Origin of the sequence: Klebsiella sp. JN_Kp126 (assembly GCF_033843325.1) — a bacterium.
Classification (GTDB): Bacteria; Pseudomonadota; Gammaproteobacteria; order Enterobacterales; family Enterobacteriaceae; genus Klebsiella; species Klebsiella michiganensis.
Genome location: NZ_JAWXQV010000094.1, coordinates 19,663 through 34,994, shown reverse-complemented (window position 1 = coordinate 34,994; position 15,332 = coordinate 19,663). Strand labels below are relative to the sequence as shown.

At 56.2% G+C, this 15,332-nt stretch carries 13 protein-coding genes; 7 read left to right on the top strand and 6 right to left on the bottom strand.

Annotated elements, in window-relative coordinates:
• Window positions 1–66 precede the first annotated feature (66 nt).
• On the bottom strand, window positions 67–990 hold the full coding sequence (locus tag SIK97_RS26270) for a LysR substrate-binding domain-containing protein (RefSeq protein WP_032748826.1): 924 nt from the start codon (window positions 988–990) through the stop codon (window positions 67–69).
• 339 nt (window positions 991–1,329) lie between these two features.
• On the opposite strand from SIK97_RS26270, the gene SIK97_RS26265 reads away from it, so the two are divergent.
• The 7 genes from SIK97_RS26265 to ybiB all read left to right on the top strand — a co-directional run bounded on the left by SIK97_RS26265 (window position 1,330) and on the right by ybiB (window position 10,321).
• Window positions 1,330–2,661: an MFS transporter gene (locus tag SIK97_RS26265; RefSeq protein ID WP_032748828.1), complete on the top strand. Its 1,332-nt coding sequence runs from the start codon at window positions 1,330–1,332 to the stop codon at window positions 2,659–2,661.
• Between the two features lie 49 nt (window positions 2,662–2,710).
• Window positions 2,711–3,460, top strand: coding sequence for an SDR family NAD(P)-dependent oxidoreductase (locus SIK97_RS26260; protein ID WP_049079914.1), 750 nt, complete (start codon window positions 2,711–2,713; stop codon window positions 3,458–3,460).
• Between the two features lie 13 nt (window positions 3,461–3,473).
• Complete coding sequence (locus SIK97_RS26255; RefSeq protein ID WP_014228507.1) at window positions 3,474–4,319, top strand: transketolase; 846 nt, start codon at window positions 3,474–3,476, stop codon at window positions 4,317–4,319.
• Window positions 4,319–5,311 (top strand): transketolase family protein, encoded by a 993-nt coding sequence (locus SIK97_RS26250; protein ID WP_014837873.1) that lies wholly within the window; start codon window positions 4,319–4,321, stop codon window positions 5,309–5,311. Before SIK97_RS26255 ends, SIK97_RS26250 begins: the two co-directional genes overlap by 1 nt.
• 304 nt (window positions 5,312–5,615) lie before the next feature.
• Window positions 5,616–6,965 (top strand): ATP-dependent RNA helicase RhlE, encoded by a 1,350-nt coding sequence (gene rhlE / locus SIK97_RS26245; protein ID WP_069684221.1) that lies wholly within the window; start codon window positions 5,616–5,618, stop codon window positions 6,963–6,965.
• 200 nt (window positions 6,966–7,165) lie between these two features.
• Entirely contained in the window at window positions 7,166–9,310 is a 2,145-nt protein-coding gene (dinG, locus tag SIK97_RS26240; protein WP_025108101.1) for an ATP-dependent DNA helicase DinG, read from the top strand.
• 42 nt (window positions 9,311–9,352) lie between these two features.
• Window positions 9,353–10,321 (top strand): DNA-binding protein YbiB, encoded by a 969-nt coding sequence (gene ybiB / locus SIK97_RS26235; RefSeq protein ID WP_025108100.1) that lies wholly within the window; start codon window positions 9,353–9,355, stop codon window positions 10,319–10,321.
• A gap of 135 nt (window positions 10,322–10,456) precedes the next feature.
• Here ybiB and ybiJ read toward each other — a convergent pair whose 3' ends face one another.
• The 5 genes from ybiJ to SIK97_RS26210 form a co-directional block, all read right to left on the bottom strand.
• A complete protein-coding gene (gene ybiJ, locus SIK97_RS26230) occupies window positions 10,457–10,717 on the bottom strand; it encodes a DUF1471 family protein YbiJ (protein WP_004130722.1) in 261 nt (86 codons plus the stop codon).
• Window positions 10,718–11,001: 284 nt separating this feature from the next.
• Window positions 11,002–11,268 carry a DksA/TraR family C4-type zinc finger protein gene (locus SIK97_RS26225; RefSeq protein WP_004130731.1) on the bottom strand — a complete coding sequence of 89 codons (267 nt, stop codon included), beginning with the start codon at window positions 11,266–11,268 and terminating at the stop codon, window positions 11,002–11,004.
• 68 nt (window positions 11,269–11,336) lie between these two features.
• Window positions 11,337–12,014, bottom strand: a complete 678-nt coding sequence (gene ybiX, locus SIK97_RS26220) for a PKHD-type hydroxylase YbiX (RefSeq protein WP_032748839.1) — start codon at window positions 12,012–12,014, stop codon at window positions 11,337–11,339.
• 45 nt (window positions 12,015–12,059) lie between these two features.
• Window positions 12,060–14,348, bottom strand: coding sequence for a catecholate siderophore receptor Fiu (locus SIK97_RS26215; protein WP_032748841.1), 2,289 nt, complete (start codon window positions 14,346–14,348; stop codon window positions 12,060–12,062).
• A 297-nt stretch (window positions 14,349–14,645) separates the two neighbouring features.
• A complete protein-coding gene (locus tag SIK97_RS26210; protein ID WP_025108097.1) occupies window positions 14,646–15,260 on the bottom strand; it encodes a flavin reductase family protein in 615 nt (204 codons plus the stop codon).
• Window positions 15,261–15,332: the final 72 nt, after the last annotated feature.

Sequence of the window (15,332 nt, the reverse complement as noted above, 5' to 3'; positions counted from 1 at the left end):
GAAAAAAGTTAATCAATCGATTGATTAACTCTAGGCGCAGGTTGGCGGTTTGTCCACCGTTTGCTGCTAGATATGAAATCCTTCGCGACTCAGCTCTTCGGCAACCCAGGCAAAGAAGATCTTCACTTTCTCTTTTTGTTCATTCGGGTGCGGTAAAACGAAGTGATGCGCGTTAACCGGCATGCTGACGTCGCGGGTAAAGACGGGTTCCAGGTGGCGTTGGCTCACGCTCTGCCCGGCCAGCAAATTACTCTCAAGAATAATCCCCATTCCCATCCGGGCAGCCTCAATACTCATATAGGAGCGGTCAAAATTAAAAATAAAGTTTTTATTCCAGCCGCGAACCTTATGCCACGACAGCCAGTTGCTCCAGCCGATCAGCGTGCTATCGGAATGAATAAGGTCGCAGGCCAGCAGGTCTTCAATGGACTGAACGTCGCGGCCGGCTAAATAAGTCGATGAGCTAAAGGGGAGCACGCGTTCATTTTTTATGGTCTTGACCACCAGGGTTGGCCACTGTGAGAGCCCGTGGCGAATATCGATATCAATATTATCGCGGGAGAACTGGATGCTTTCATAAGAGCAGGTCAGGCTAATTTTAAGCTCCGGCCAGGCCTGGCGAAATTTATTCAGACGGGGCATCAGCCACAATAATCCAAAGCTCGGCGCGGAATGAATCCGTAAATAATCCTGGTGGATATCATTAATCACCTGGTTAGTGGCCTGACCAATAACATTTAACGCCCCGGAAACCTCTTTAAGGTATTTTTCGCCAATTGTGGTTAATACCATCCCTTTACTGCTACGGGAAAATATTTTTTTTCCCAGATACTGTTCCAGGCTGGCTATCTGATGACTTACCGCGGAGGCCGTAATATTAAGATTCTCTGCCGCCAGGTTCAGGCTGCCGGTATCAGCCACTTCAATAAAGGCCTGAATATTACGTAAGGATGGCATCGGCAAGCTTTTATTCTGCAGCGGCTGGTTCATGATTTCCTCCGGCGGGGGAATAACGCAAGGCGATTTTTTACTCAGAAAGAAGGACGTCCAGCCGTTATCCCAGAAAATGATGGTCAGCATAGCACAGCCGGAAAATAAATGATGGCGCAATCCGTGATGAAGTTAACAGTTTTAAATGCACAACTCTCGAAAAAAATAATCGACAGGAATTTGAGTGCAGTCACGAAGCAAATTTTTCTCACGCGCAATTGAGCTTTTTTGAATACTCTTTCTTTTTGGGATTGTTATATTGCAACTACAGGCCTGATAACAGGGCGCGATGCGGTAAGGGTCGCGACAAAAAACATAAAAAAATAAAGAGGATACCCTATGTCACGTATAGATACTGTTGTCTGTACTGACGCCAGAAAAACAAAATATCGTTTCGTGGTTTTGACGATGATTTTCCTGGTGTATGCCATAAATTACGCCGACAGAACGAATATTGGTGCGGTACTGCCGTTCATTATTGACGAGTTTCATATCAACAACTTTGAGGCCGGGGCCATCGCCAGCATGTTTTTCCTCGGCTATGCGGTAAGCCAGATCCCGGCCGGTTTTTTTATTGCCAGACGCGGTACCCGGGGACTGGTCTCGCTGTCTATTTTCGGCTTTTCCGCTTTTACCTGGCTGATGGGCACCGTGAGCTCGGTATTTGGCCTGAAGATGGTGCGACTGGGGCTGGGGCTTAGCGAAGGGCCGTGCCCGGTGGGGCTGGCTTCAACCATTAATAACTGGTTCCCGCCGAAAGAGAAGGCCACGGCAACGGGCGTCTACATCGCCGCCACCATGTTTGCGCCGATAATCGTACCGCCGCTGGCGGTGTGGATCGCGGTTACCTGGGGCTGGCGATGGGTCTTTTTCTCCTTTGCGATACCGGGGATTGTGGCGGCGGTCGCGTGGTACCTGTTGGTTAAGTCAACGCCCGCGGAAAGCGGATTTGTTTCGCAACGCGAACTGGAAGAGATTAATGCCGGGCGTGAAACCGATAAAAACGCCGTCCGCGAAAATATATTAATTGCCGACCGCTTCACCTGGCTGGATAAAATTATTCGGGTGAAAAAGATGGCGCCTATCGATACGGCGAAAGGATTATTTACCTCGAAAAATATTCTTGGTGACTGCCTGGCCTATTTTATGATGGTCAGCGTGCTGTACGGGTTATTAACGTGGATCCCGCTGTATTTAGTGAAAGAGCGCGGTTTTGACGTGATGAGTATGGGCTTCGTGGCGAGTATGCCGTGCATCGGCGGCTTTATTGGCGCGATTGGTGGAGGCTGGATCTCGGATAAAGTGTTAGGCCGCCGGCGTAAACCCACCATGATGTTCACCGCGATTTCAACCGTGGTCATGATGCTCATTATGCTGAACATTCCAGCAAGCACCTTGGCGGTATGTATTGGATTATTCTTTGTCGGTTTTTGTTTGAATATTGGCTGGCCGGCTTTTACCGCCTACGGAATGGCCGTTTCGGACAGTAAAACCTATCCGATTGCCTCTTCTATTATTAATAGCGGCGGCAACCTTGGCGGCTTTGTCGCCCCGATGGCCGCCGGTTTTTTACTTGATCAGACCGGCAGCTTTAATTCTGTATTCACCTATTTTGGTATCTGCGCCGCAATAGGTCTGGTGGTGATTCTTTTCCTCGATGAGCCACAATAACGGCAATATTTCTGTTAATTAATATGACGTCATGTCATGGAGTGAAAATATGTTATTAAAAGATAAAGTCGCCATTATTACTGGCGCGGCCTCCGCACGCGGTTTGGGTTTTGCCACCGCCAAATTATTTGCCGAGAACGGCGCCAGCGTGGTCATTATCGACCTCAATGGCGAATCCAGCAAAGCCGCTGCGGCGGCCCTGGGCGAAGGCCATCTTGGTCTGGCAGCGAACGTCGCCGATGAAGTTCAGGTGCAGGCCGCAATCGAACAGATTCTGGCGAAATATGGCCGGGTTGATGTGCTGGTGAATAACGCCGGCATTACCCAGCCGCTGAAGCTGATGGAAATTAAGCGTGCCAACTATGACGCGGTGCTGGACGTCAGCCTGCGCGGCACGCTGCTGATGTCGCAGGCGGTTATTCCGGCGATGCGGGCGCAAAAATCGGGCAGCATTGTCTGTATCTCTTCGGTTTCCGCCCAGCGCGGCGGCGGTATTTTCGGCGGCCCGCACTACAGCGCGGCAAAAGCCGGTGTGCTCGGCCTGGCGCGGGCGATGGCGCGCGAGCTTGGCCCGGATAACGTCCGCGTAAACTGCATCACGCCCGGGCTGATTCAGACCGATATTACCGCCGGCAAGCTGACCGACGACATGACGGCCAATATCCTCGCCGGGATCCCGATGAACCGTCTGGGCGATGCGGTGGATATCGCGCGCGCCGCCCTGTTCCTCGGCAGCGATCTCTCTTCCTACTCGACCGGTATCACCCTGGACGTGAACGGCGGCATGTTAATCCACTAAGCGAGGCAAGCAGATGAAGATGACAGAAACACAACAAGTTGCCGCGGCGGCGTGGCGTATCCGTCGCTATGCCCTGCAAATGGGCGAAGTCCAGGGGCAGGGCTATATCGGCCAGGCATTAGGCTATGCGGATGTGCTGGCCACCGCCTTCAGCCACGCGATGCGCTACCGTCCGGAAGATCCGCAGTGGGAAGGGCGTGACCGTTTTCTGCTCTCTCACGGTCATTACGCCATCGCCTATTATGCGGCGCTGCTGGAAGCGGGAATTATCCCGGAAGAGGAGCTGGAGACCTACGGTTCCGACGACAGCCGCCTGCCGATGTCGGGCATGGCGACCTATACGCCTGGAATGGAGATGTCCGGCGGCTCGCTGGGGCAGGGGCTCTCCATCGCCGTCGGGATGGCGCTCGGTCTGAAGAAAAAGGGCAGCGCATCCTGGGTTTTTAACTCTATGTCGGATGGGGAGCTGGACGAAGGTTCAACCTGGGAAGCGGCGATGTCGGCCGCCCACTACGGCCTGACTAACCTGATTAACCTCGTTGACGTGAACAAACAGCAGGCGGACGGCGATTCGCGCAAAATTCTCGGCTTTGAGCCGCTGCATGAAAAATGGGCCGCCTTCGGCTGGTACGTGCAGCGCGTGGACGGTAACGATCTGGCGGCGGTGGTGGCCGCCTTTGATAACGCGAAAAATCATGCGGGCAACCAGCCGCGGGTCATTTTATGCGACACGCTGATGGGCAAAGGGGTGCCGTTCCTTGAAACCCGCGATAAGAACCATTTTATCCGCGTCGATGCCGACGAATGGCAAAAAGCGATTGCGGTGCTGGACGCCAACAAACCGGAAGGAGTGCTGTAATGAGCCAGAGTAAACCACGCTTAAAAACGTCGGCGATGATCGCCTCCATTGCTGATGAAGGTCAGGCGACCGTTTCCGCGCCGTTTGGCGTCGCGCTCTCGAAGCTGGCGGCCCAGCGTCCGGAAATCGTCGGTATGACCGCGGACCTGTCAAAGTATACCGATCTACATATTTTCGCTCAGGCCTTTCCGGATCGCTTCTTCCAGATGGGAATGGCGGAGCAGCTGCTGATGGGGGCCGCCGGGGGAATGGCGAAGGAGGGATTTATTCCCTTCGCCACCACCTATGCCGCTTTTGCCACCCGTCGCGCCTATGATTTTATCCATCAGGTCATTGCCGAAGAGCATCTGAACGTGAAGATCTGCGCGGCGCTGCCGGGCCTGACCACCGGCTACGGGCCGAGCCATCAGGCAACGGAAGATCTGGCGATTATGCGCGGTATTCCCGGCATGGTCATCGTCGATCCCTGCGATGCGCTGGAGATAGAGCAGGCGGTACCGGCGATTGCCGACCACGACGGTCCGGTGTATATGCGTCTATTGCGCGGTAAGGTGCCGCTGGTGCTCGATAAATATGATTATCAGTTTGAGCTGGGCAAGGCGAAGCTGCTGGAGGACGGTAACGATGTACTGATTATCTCTTCCGGGCTGATGACCATGCGCGCCCTCGAGGCGGTTGAAAAACTGCGGGCCGATAATATCAGCGCGGCGGTGCTGCATGTCCCCACCATCAAACCGCTTGATGAAAAAACGATCGTTGCGCAGGCTTCGAAACCCGGCCGTCTGGTGGTGACCGCGGAAAACCACACGTCGGTCGGCGGGCTGGGGGAGGCGGTTGCCGCGTTGCTGATGCGTAAAGGCGTACGCTGCGAGCTGGATACCGTCGGTTTGCCCGATGAATTCCTGCTGGCCGGGGCGCTTCCGACGCTGCACGACCGCTACGGCATCTCCACCGCGAAGATGGTCGAAAAAATTAAGTATCGCCTGCGTTAATCGCTTTCGCCGCCGCGTTCTGCGGCGGCGGGCGTTTCTCTGCTTTTGTTCGCGGTTTCCCCGTCGAGGCATTAAACGGGCTATTTCGGGGACGCCTGGCGCGAAGCGCCATCGCCGCTTCTCATCGACAGGACGGGGAGCAGTGGTTTGTTAGCCGGAGGATTCTTTTCGGCAGATTTTATGCGGTTCGTCACAAAATCTGCTAGACTGCGCAGCTTCATGGCATTGTGGTTTTTGCCATCTCTTTCGCAATAATCTCCCTGAAAACTACGCCTGTGACGGGCCGGGGCGGTTCGGAGTTGTTATGTCTTTTGATTCCCTTGGCCTGAATCCTGAAATCCTGCGCGCCGTCGCTGAGCAGGGCTACGTTGAGCCAACCCCAATTCAGCAGCAGGCTATCCCGGCAGTATTACAGGGTCGCGATCTGATGGCCAGCGCTCAGACCGGTACCGGCAAAACGGCGGGATTTACGCTGCCGCTGCTTCAGCATCTGATCCAACAGGAGCCGCATGCTAAAGGGCGTCGCCCGGTGCGTGCGCTGATCCTGACCCCAACGCGCGAGCTGGCGGCGCAAATTGGCGAGAACGTCCGTGATTACAGCAAATACCTCAACGTTCGCTCGCTGGTGGTGTTCGGCGGCGTGAGCATTAATCCGCAGATGATGAAGCTGCGCAGCGGCGTCGATATCCTGGTGGCAACGCCGGGTCGTCTGCTGGATCTTGAACATCAGAACGCCGTGAGCCTCGACAAAGTCGAAGTGCTGGTGCTGGACGAAGCCGACCGTATGCTGGATATGGGCTTTATTCACGATATTCGCCGGGTGCTGGCGAAGCTGCCGGCCAGACGTCAGAACCTGCTGTTCTCCGCAACCTTCTCCGATGACATTAAATCGCTGGCGGAAAAGCTGCTGCATAACCCGCTGGAGATCGAAGTCGCCCGCCGCAACACCGCCTCTGAGCAGGTGAGCCAGCTGGTGCATTTTGTCGATAAAAAGCGCAAACGCGAGCTGCTGTCGCAGATGATCGGTGAAGGTAACTGGCAGCAGGTGCTGGTCTTTACCCGCACCAAGCACGGCGCAAACCATCTGGCGGAACAGCTCAATAAAGACGGCATCCGCAGCGCCGCTATTCACGGCAACAAGAGCCAGGGCGCGCGTACCCGCGCATTGGCTGACTTTAAATCCGGCGGCATTCGCGTACTGGTGGCCACCGATATCGCCGCGCGCGGTCTGGATATTGAAGAGCTGCCGCACGTGGTGAACTACGAGCTGCCAAACGTACCGGAAGACTATGTGCACCGTATCGGTCGTACCGGGCGCGCCGCGGCAACGGGTGAAGCGCTGTCGCTGGCTTGCGTTGATGAACATAAACTGCTGCATGATATCGAACGCTTGCTGAAAAAAGAGATCCCGCGTATTGCCCTGGCGGGCTACGAGCCGGATCCATCGATTAAAGCCGAGCCGATTCAGAACGGTCGTCAGCAGCAGCGCGGCGGCGGTCGCGGTGGCCAGAGTCAGGGCCGCGGTGGCCAGGGGCAAGGTCGCGGTCAGCAGTCCGCTCCGCGTCGTACCGATGGCGAAGCGCCGAAAGCGCGAACTCAGGACGGTAAGCCTCCTCGCCGTCGTCGCCCGCGCAAACCCGCCGCGGCGGAGTAACGCTATCCCGTCACTCCTGTGGCGAGTGTCGCGATCGCGCGGCTAAGCCACTGATGGGTTGTCCGGGTAAGACTCCTTACCCGGACGCGCTTCGCTCAGCATAACCTCGAGCGTGATTCCAGTTTGCTCAGAAAGACGTTCCTTCCGACGGCTAAAAAATGGCACAATAGTGGCTGTTTATACAGTATTCAGGTTTTCTCATGGCTTTGACCGCAGCGCTGAAAGCGCAAATCGCCGCCTGGTATAAGGCGCTTCAGGAACAAATCCCTGACTTTATTCCCCGTCCTCCGCAGCGGCAGATGATTGCCGATGTGGCGAAGACGCTCGCCGGGGAAGAGGGGCGACATCTGGCGATAGAAGCCCCGACCGGCGTCGGCAAAACCTTGTCATACCTGATTCCCGGCATCGCCATTGCCCGTGAAGAACAAAAAACGCTGGTGGTCAGTACCGCCAACGTTGCTCTGCAGGACCAAATCTACAGTAAAGACCTGCCGCTGCTGCGCAAAATCATTCCCGACCTGCGATTTACCGCCGCCTTTGGCCGCGGGCGCTACGTCTGCCCGCGTAACCTGGCCGCGCTTGCCAGCACCGAGCCAACGCAGCAGGATTTACTGGCCTTTCTTGATGACGAACTCACGCCTAACAACCAGGCGGAACAGAAGCTGTGCGCGACGCTGAAAGCGGACCTTGATAGCTACAAATGGGACGGCCTGCGCGATCATACCGATAAAAATGTGGATGATTCATTATGGAGCCGCCTGAGCACCGATAAAGCCAGCTGCCTGAACCGCAACTGCCACTATTATCGCGAATGTCCGTTTTTTGTCGCCCGCCGGGAAATCCAGGAAGCGGAAGTGGTGGTGGCGAACCACGCGCTGGTGATGGCGGCGATGGAAAGCGAAGCGGTGCTGCCGGAACCGAAGCATCTGCTGCTGGTGCTGGATGAAGGCCACCATCTTCCGGAGGTGGCCCGCGATGCGCTGGAAATGAGCGCGGAAATCACCGCCCCGTGGTACCGCCTGCAGCTGGATCTTTTTACGAAACTGGTCGCGACCTGCATGGAGCAGTTTCGCCCTAAAACCACGCCGCCGCTGGCGAATCCCGAGCGTCTGAATGGGCATTGCGAGGAGCTCTATGAGCTCATCTCCTCCCTGAATAATATCCTCAATCTGTACATGCCGGCCGGGCAGGAGGCGGAGCACCGCTTCCCGATGGGGGAGCTGCCGCAGGAAGTGATGGAGATTTGCCAGCGGCTGGCGAAGCTCACCGAAACGCTGCGCGGTCTGGCGGAGCTGTTCCTTAACGATCTGGGCGAAAAAACCGGCAGTCACGACGTGGTGCGTTTGCATCGGGTTCTGCTGCAGATGAACCGCGCGCTGGGGATGTTTGAAAGCCAAAGTAAACTGTGGCGGCTGGCATCGCTGGCGCAGTCCTCCGGCGCGCCGGTGACCAAATGGGTCACCCGCGACCTGCGGGATGGCCAGATGCATATCTGGTTCCACTGCGTGGGGATCCGCGTCAGCGATCAGCTGGAGAGGCTGCTGTGGCGCAGCGTCCCGCATATCGTCGTGACCTCTGCGACGCTACGCTCGCTTAATAGCTTTTCGCGTCTGCAGGAGATGAGCGGGCTGAAAGAGAAAGCGGGAGACCGCTTTGTGGCGCTGGATTCGCCCTTTAATCACGTCGAACAGGGTAAAATCGTCATTCCGCAGATGCATTACGAACCGCTTATCGATAACGAAGAGCAGCATATTGCCGAGATGGCCGCCTATTTCCGGGAACAGGTTGAGAGCAAAAAGCATCTCGGCATGCTGGTACTCTTCGCCAGCGGAAGAGCGATGCAGCGGTTTCTCGAACACGTTACCGATCTGCGCCTGCTGCTGCTGGTTCAGGGGGATAAGCCTCGCTACCGGCTGGTCGAGCTGCATCGTAAACGCGTTGAAGGCGGCGAGCGCAGCGTACTGGTTGGGCTGCAATCCTTCGCGGAAGGCCTGGATTTAAAAGGCGAACTGTTAAGCCAGGTGCATATCCACAAGATCGCTTTCCCGCCGATTGACAGCCCGGTGGTGATCACCGAAGGCGAATGGCTCAAAAGCCTCAACCGCTATCCGTTCGAAGTTCAGAGCCTGCCCAGCGCGTCATTCAACCTGATTCAACAGGTTGGCCGCCTGATCCGTAGCCATAGCTGCTGGGGAGAGGTGGTAATTTATGATAAACGCCTGTTGACCAAAAACTACGGTAAGCGTTTATTGAATGCATTACCCATATTTCCGATAGAGCAGCCAGCCGTCCCTGAGGTTATAGTAAAAACTAAAACAAAACAGACGCGTCGCAAACGGCGTTAGCGGTGCAATGTCGACGCGGTGAGAAGCTCAGAGGAGCCTGCAATGGACTACAGCAAAATCATTAAAGAAGTCGGGCGCGGAAAAAACCACGCTCGCGACCTGGACGTGGAAACGGCCCGCGCGCTCTACTCGCGGATGCTTAACGGCGAGGTGCCTGACCTTGAGCTCGGCGGCATTCTTATTGCCCTGCGCATCAAGGGCGAAGGTGAAGCGGAGATGAAGGGCTTCTATGAAGCGATGCAGGAGCACACCATTAAGCTGACGCCGCCGGTCGGCAAACCGATGCCGATTGTGATCCCCAGCTATAACGGTGCGCGTAAACAGGCCAACCTGACGCCGCTGCTGGCCGTCCTGCTGCATAAGCTCGGCTTCCCGGTCATTGTTCACGGCGTGAGCCACGATCCCACCCGCGTGCTGACGGAAACCATTTTTGACCTGATGGGGATCCCGGCGACGCTTCACGCGGGCCAGGCACAGGCGCGGCTAGACAGTCACCAGCCGGTTTACGTTCCGGTCGGCGTATTTTGTCCGCCGCTGGAAAAACAGCTGGCGATGCGCTGGCGCATGGGCGTGCGTAACAGCGCCCACACCCTGGCCAAGCTGGCGACGCCGTTTGCCGAAGATGCGGCGCTGCGCCTGTCGAGCGTTTCGCACCCTGAGTACGTCGGTCGGGTCGCGAAATTTTTTGCCGGGATCGGCGGCCGGGCGCTGCTGATGCACGGTACTGAAGGCGAAGTTTACGCTAACCCGCAGCGCTGCCCGCAGATTAGCCTGATTGATGAGACCGGTACGCGGGTGGTTAACGAGCGTCAGGATGGCGCCGCTGCGCAGGCAGTCGCTCTGCCGGAGTCAAAAGATCCCGAAGTGACCGCGCGCTGGATCGAGCGCTGTATGGTCGGGAGCGAACCGCTGCCGTCATCGTTGAAAATTCAGCTGGCCTGCTGTCTTCTGGCCACCGGCGTGGTCTTGTCTCTGGAGCAGGGGCTGGCGAAGGTGGCTGAGAGCTGGTAACTCAATCGCAGGATCGCAGGCAAAAAAAAGCCCGTCCAGTGGCATGGACGGGCAAGGCAAGGGTATTAAAGGATCTTACAGGGTTAAAACAGTGGCATTACAGGGTGTTGCTGTTGCTACAGGGATAACTGACGATTATTTATAGATAACCGCAGTACCGCTCAGTTTGTTGTTGCTGTTAGCGGAGGTAATGCTATAGCCGGTTGCACCAGCGGCCTCGGCTTTTTCAGCCAGTTTAGCTTCCAGTCCATCCAGCGTCGTCGCGCCTTCAGCGGAAACCACACCAATTTTGTTCATGCTCTCTGCCTGAGCCGATGTCACCGGCTGAGCGGCGAACGCGCCGAAAGACAGAGCGGAAAGGGCGATAGCGGCGGCAGCATATTTGATGTTTTTCATAGTTAATCTCTCGCAGGTTGTTCTGTATAGGGGACGATGTTCCGTCGATGTGATAAGTATCACGGTTTTTAGCGGGAGATAAAATCGAAGGAAATTAACAGTCTTCATCTAATTTTTTGAATGATTATTAATTTATTGAATATTAATAAATTATTTTAGCCGGCGGCGGCGAAACAGGTCGGGGCGGCGAACGGGGGACTGGAAGGGCACATTTTGCCACGCCGTTTGCCAAAAAACGTGCGCGAAAAGATAACGCGATGTGCGTAATGAACGGTAAATATTGGTCAGCGAAGCTGGCTATCCTTGGAGCCTCTGCGATTATATCCTGAAAATGTATTGTTATGTAAATCTTTCTCCTGTTGGCATTTTACGCAGTATTTCACCCCCGCCACCGCCCGTCGGCGCGCCTCAGGAATCGGCTCCCCACATTCTTCACAAAATTTGTTGCTTTCCCCCGATGACAGTTCGTTTCGCGCCCGAGCTATCGCGTCGTTGATGGTGCTGTCGATCTGTTCCTGCACCGCGTCATCATTCGCCCAGCCTGATGCCATAGTTCACCTCGCTATCTCGCCTCTCTTTAGTATAGAGAATATGGGGGTAAAAAATGACCAGACAAGGCTCAGATCTCTGACCATTCGCGCAGCAGGTTATGGTACAGATTAAGCAGAGACAGGACTTCGTCACTTTCGCCGTGGCGGCTTTTTAATTTCTGAATATTGCCATCCAGTTCAAACAGCATACTGCGGCGTTTATCGTCGCGGATCATTGACTGAACCCACAAGAACGAGGCGACGCGAACGCCTGAGGTCACCGGGGTGACGCAGTGCAGGCTGCTTGAAGGATAGAGCACCAGGTCCCCGGCAGGGAGCTTAACCGAATGCTGTCCGTAGGTATCGTTCACGACCAGCTCACCGCCTTCGTAGCTCTCCGGGGGGCTTAAAAAGAGCGTGGCGGAAAGATCGGTGCGCATCCAGCCTCCCTGCGCCTGGCTGCGCACCGCGCCGTCGACGTGGAAACCATAAGTTTCGCTCTGCTGATAACGATTAAACAGCGGGCTGGAAATCGCTTTCGGCAGCGCGGCGGCAAAAAACAGCGAGCTGCGATTTAGCGCCGCCAGTACGTTGCCCTGAAGTTCGCCGTAAAGATTGCTGTGGGTATCAACCTGCTGGTTATTTTTGACCTGGGCGCCCAGATCGCCGGTCGTCACGCGCCCGTCGACCCATTCCGCCTGCTGCAGCTGAGCGATAAAATTGTCCACTTCCTGAGAGCTGAGAACGGCGGGAATATGATACATCATCGTTTTATCTCCGGAGAAAACGGGGCGCAGCCGCCCCGGGGTGGATCAGAAGTGCATATTGGCGGTGAGCACGAAGGTTCGCGGTTCGCCCGGGTGATAACGGTAGCCGCTCTTGTTAATCGAGGCGACATAGTCAGTATCAAACAGGTTGTAGACGTTCAGCTGCAGGTCGAGATTACGGTTAATGCGATAGCCGACTTTGGCATCAGCCACCCAGTAGCCTTCGGTATAGGAAGGCGTGCCGACCGCACCGTCGCTGCCGCGATGCATGCTGCCGACGTATCGCGCGCCGGCGCCGACGGCGATCGCATCGGTGGCCTGATACTGGCTCCAGAGGGTAAACGCGTGCTCTGGCGTATACGGCAGCGCGCTGGTGCCATCCTGGGCGGTATTCGCGCCTTCACGAACGCTGGCGTGCTGTTGGGTATAGCCGCCAATCACCTGCCAGTCGGGCGTGATATTACCGGCCAGAGAGATCTCATAGCCTTCAACGCGCTTCTTACCGTACTGCGAATAGCTGCCGTCGTCGTTCTGCTCGACTTCGTTTTCAATATCGGTGCGGAAGAGGGCGGCGGTCAGCAGCAGGCGCTTATCCATCAGCTCCCACTTGGTGCCGACTTCGCTGGTTTTGGCCTTCTGCGGTTTAAAGTCGGTTCGGTTGGCGCTGCTGCCGGTGCCGCTTTGCGCGAGGGTGAAGTTGCTCCCTCCCGGCGGCTGCTGGGAGACAGCGTAGTTGACGTAGAGGTTGCCGTTATCGGTCAGGTGGTACAGCGCGCCGGCCTTCCAGTTAACCAGGTTACCGCTGGTTGAGGTATCGACGGTGGTGACGGGGGTATTTTTCGCGACTCCGGTCGGGCAGGCGATGGCGCCGCGTCCGGTACCGCCGCACAGGCTGGCGCTATCGTATTTGGTCTGGTAGTTATCCAGACGGATCCCGCCGTTAAGTTCGACGTCCTGGGTTATCTGCAGCGTATCGAAAGCATAGACGCCGAAGGTATCCGTCTGTCCGTTAGCGTTGGCGCCGCTGCGGTTCAGGCCGCCGATGGAGATATCGCTGTTCGGATGATAAATATTCACCGCCGGAGGCGTGAGCGGATATACCCCGTAGTTGGTCTGGGTTTCGCGGGTAAATTCCACACCGGTGCTGACGTCATGACCGATGGCCCCGGTATAGAACGTCGACGTCAGGTTAGTCTGGTTGGTCAGGATCTTGTTGCTAATGTCTTTGGTATTCGCCAGGCGCGACCAGGTCCAGGTGCCGACATCGTTGGGGTTTGGCTGAGTGATGTTTGACGCGCCGCCCATCACCGCAGTCATCAGGTAATCCTGCTTCACGCGAGACCAGCGGGTGGTGTTGCGAATCGTCGTCGTGTCGCTCAGGTCGTGCTCGAAGCGCATCGTCACGGTATCGGTTGTGGAATCATCGTAGTCGGAGTCGGTGCCGTAGAAGTTGCTGGTGGCGACCTTGCCGGAGTGATTCAGCGCCGAGGTGCTGGCTCCAGGGGCGGAATAGCCCGGCAGACCGATGGTGGGAATGCCGCCGTCGGGCGTGTTGTGCTGGGTTACGTGCAGATAGTTAAGATACAGGCGGTTTTCGGTGCCGAGGCCAAATGCGGCCGATGGCGCGACGCCGTAACGCTCGTTTTTCACCTTGTCCCGGCCCGCATCATGGGTTTTCTCGCCCATCAGATTCAGACGCACCGCGCTGGTTTCGCCAATGGCCTCGTTAATATCCAGGGTGCCGCGTCGGAACCAGGCGCTGCCCGCGCTGGCGGAGGCGTCGATGCCGGAATCGAGGCGCGGCTGTTTGCTGATCATATTGATTGAACCGGTCGGCGCGCTGCGTCCGTAGTCGGAGCCTGAAGGTCCCTTGATGACTTCGATCTGCTCGGTATTAAAAGTATCGCGGCTGACGCTGCCGATATCGCGGATGCCGTCGACGTAAATGCTGTTGGAAGTGTCCGCCCCGCGCATGTAAATCGCGTCGCCGGTCGTCGAGTTGCCGTTTTCGCCGGCAAAGAAAGCGCCGACGCCGGGAACGTTTTTCAGCGCGTCGGTGAGGTTAGTGACGCCCTGGTCCTTCATCACCTGCTCAGAGACCACGCTAACCGTCCGCGTCGTGTCGGCGATCGGGCGTGAAAATTTAGGATCGGCGGAGCGGGTCGGCGCGTACAGCGATGGCGTCTGCGCTTCGACCACCAGCGTTTCGCCGCTATTTTTTTCAGTGCTATCCGCGGCAAGCAGCTGGCCGGTCGGAGAAAGACTCAGGCATAAGCCGGTGAAGAGAGTGAGCGAGTGAAAACTGCTGAACGGCAAATTGTTATTTTTTTCCATATCAATAAGTGACTTATAATTTTAATTAGGCCATAACGACCGCAGACGAAGCGTTGCTTCGCCCCGACCACTGCAGGTGATTTTTTACAAAAGCAATGAGTTTGATAATGATTGTGATAATCATTATCAAACAACAAGCGAATTTCTATCACTCATTTATAAAAAAATAAATACATTTATTTACATTGGCTGCATTTTTTCTACATAAAGGCGCGCCGGGCAGGCGAGGTTGTCGCGGGAAATGGCATTCAGCTACCCGGCCTGGAAAACGGCGTTAGTACAGGCCGGGTGGGAGGGTTAGCGGGCGTCCGGACGAACGAGGTCAAAGCGCAGGCTTTCATCAATGCCATAATAGGCGCTGGGGCCTCCGGCGCGCAGAATCGGCTGGGCCCTGGCGGTCTGGTAAATTCCGTCTTCCAGCAGCGATTCATCGATATGCACCGCCACCACTTCGCCCAGCACCAGCCAGGTGTCAACCGCTCGCCCTTCTGCGGTCGTTAACTGGATGCATTGTGAAAGGCGACACTCGAAGTTTACCGGGCTTTCGGCGACCCGCGGCGCGCTGACGATGCGGCTGGGAGCGGCAGTCAGCCCGGCGCGGATGAATTCATCTTCATTATGGGGAAGGGTGGCGGAGGTTTCGTTCATCGCGACCGCCAGAGGCCGGGTGGCCAGATTCCAGACGAACTCTTTAGTCTCAGCGATATTCTGTACGCTATCTTTCCAGCCGCTGCTGGCAAAACCAATAATCGGCGGCCGATAGTTAAAGCAGTTGAAAAAACTGTACGGCGCGAGGTTACGCTGGCCGCTGTTATCAAGGGAGGCTATCCAGCCGATGGGGCGCGGCCCGATAATGGCGTTAAGCGGGTCGTGCGGCAGCCCGTGTCCGTGCGAAGGTTGGTAGAAATACATACGACACCCGTGACAAAAAAAGAGATAACCAGACTCACTTATTTACCGCGCCGCCGTCAACGGGTATCTTAC

Excerpts from the sequence above, each read along its gene's own strand:
- SIK97_RS26270 (WP_032748826.1), bottom strand. The coding sequence starts at position 990 with ATGAACCAGCCGCTGCAGAATAAAAGCTTGCCGATGCCATCCTTACGT.
- SIK97_RS26265 (WP_032748828.1), top strand. The coding sequence starts at position 1,330 with ATGTCACGTATAGATACTGTTGTCTGTACTGACGCCAGAAAAACAAAA.
- SIK97_RS26260 (WP_049079914.1), top strand. The coding sequence starts at position 2,711 with ATGTTATTAAAAGATAAAGTCGCCATTATTACTGGCGCGGCCTCCGCA.
- SIK97_RS26255 (WP_014228507.1), top strand. The coding sequence starts at position 3,474 with ATGAAGATGACAGAAACACAACAAGTTGCCGCGGCGGCGTGGCGTATC.
- SIK97_RS26250 (WP_014837873.1), top strand. The coding sequence starts at position 4,319 with ATGAGCCAGAGTAAACCACGCTTAAAAACGTCGGCGATGATCGCCTCC.
- rhlE (WP_069684221.1), top strand. The coding sequence starts at position 5,616 with ATGTCTTTTGATTCCCTTGGCCTGAATCCTGAAATCCTGCGCGCCGTC.
- dinG (WP_025108101.1), top strand. The coding sequence starts at position 7,166 with ATGGCTTTGACCGCAGCGCTGAAAGCGCAAATCGCCGCCTGGTATAAG.
- ybiB (WP_025108100.1), top strand. The coding sequence starts at position 9,353 with ATGGACTACAGCAAAATCATTAAAGAAGTCGGGCGCGGAAAAAACCAC.
- ybiJ (WP_004130722.1), bottom strand. The coding sequence starts at position 10,717 with ATGAAAAACATCAAATATGCTGCCGCCGCTATCGCCCTTTCCGCTCTG.
- SIK97_RS26225 (WP_004130731.1), bottom strand. The coding sequence starts at position 11,268 with ATGGCATCAGGCTGGGCGAATGATGACGCGGTGCAGGAACAGATCGAC.
- ybiX (WP_032748839.1), bottom strand. The coding sequence starts at position 12,014 with ATGATGTATCATATTCCCGCCGTTCTCAGCTCTCAGGAAGTGGACAAT.
- SIK97_RS26215 (WP_032748841.1), bottom strand. The coding sequence starts at position 14,348 with ATGGAAAAAAATAACAATTTGCCGTTCAGCAGTTTTCACTCGCTCACT.
- SIK97_RS26210 (WP_025108097.1), bottom strand. The coding sequence starts at position 15,260 with ATGTATTTCTACCAACCTTCGCACGGACACGGGCTGCCGCACGACCCG.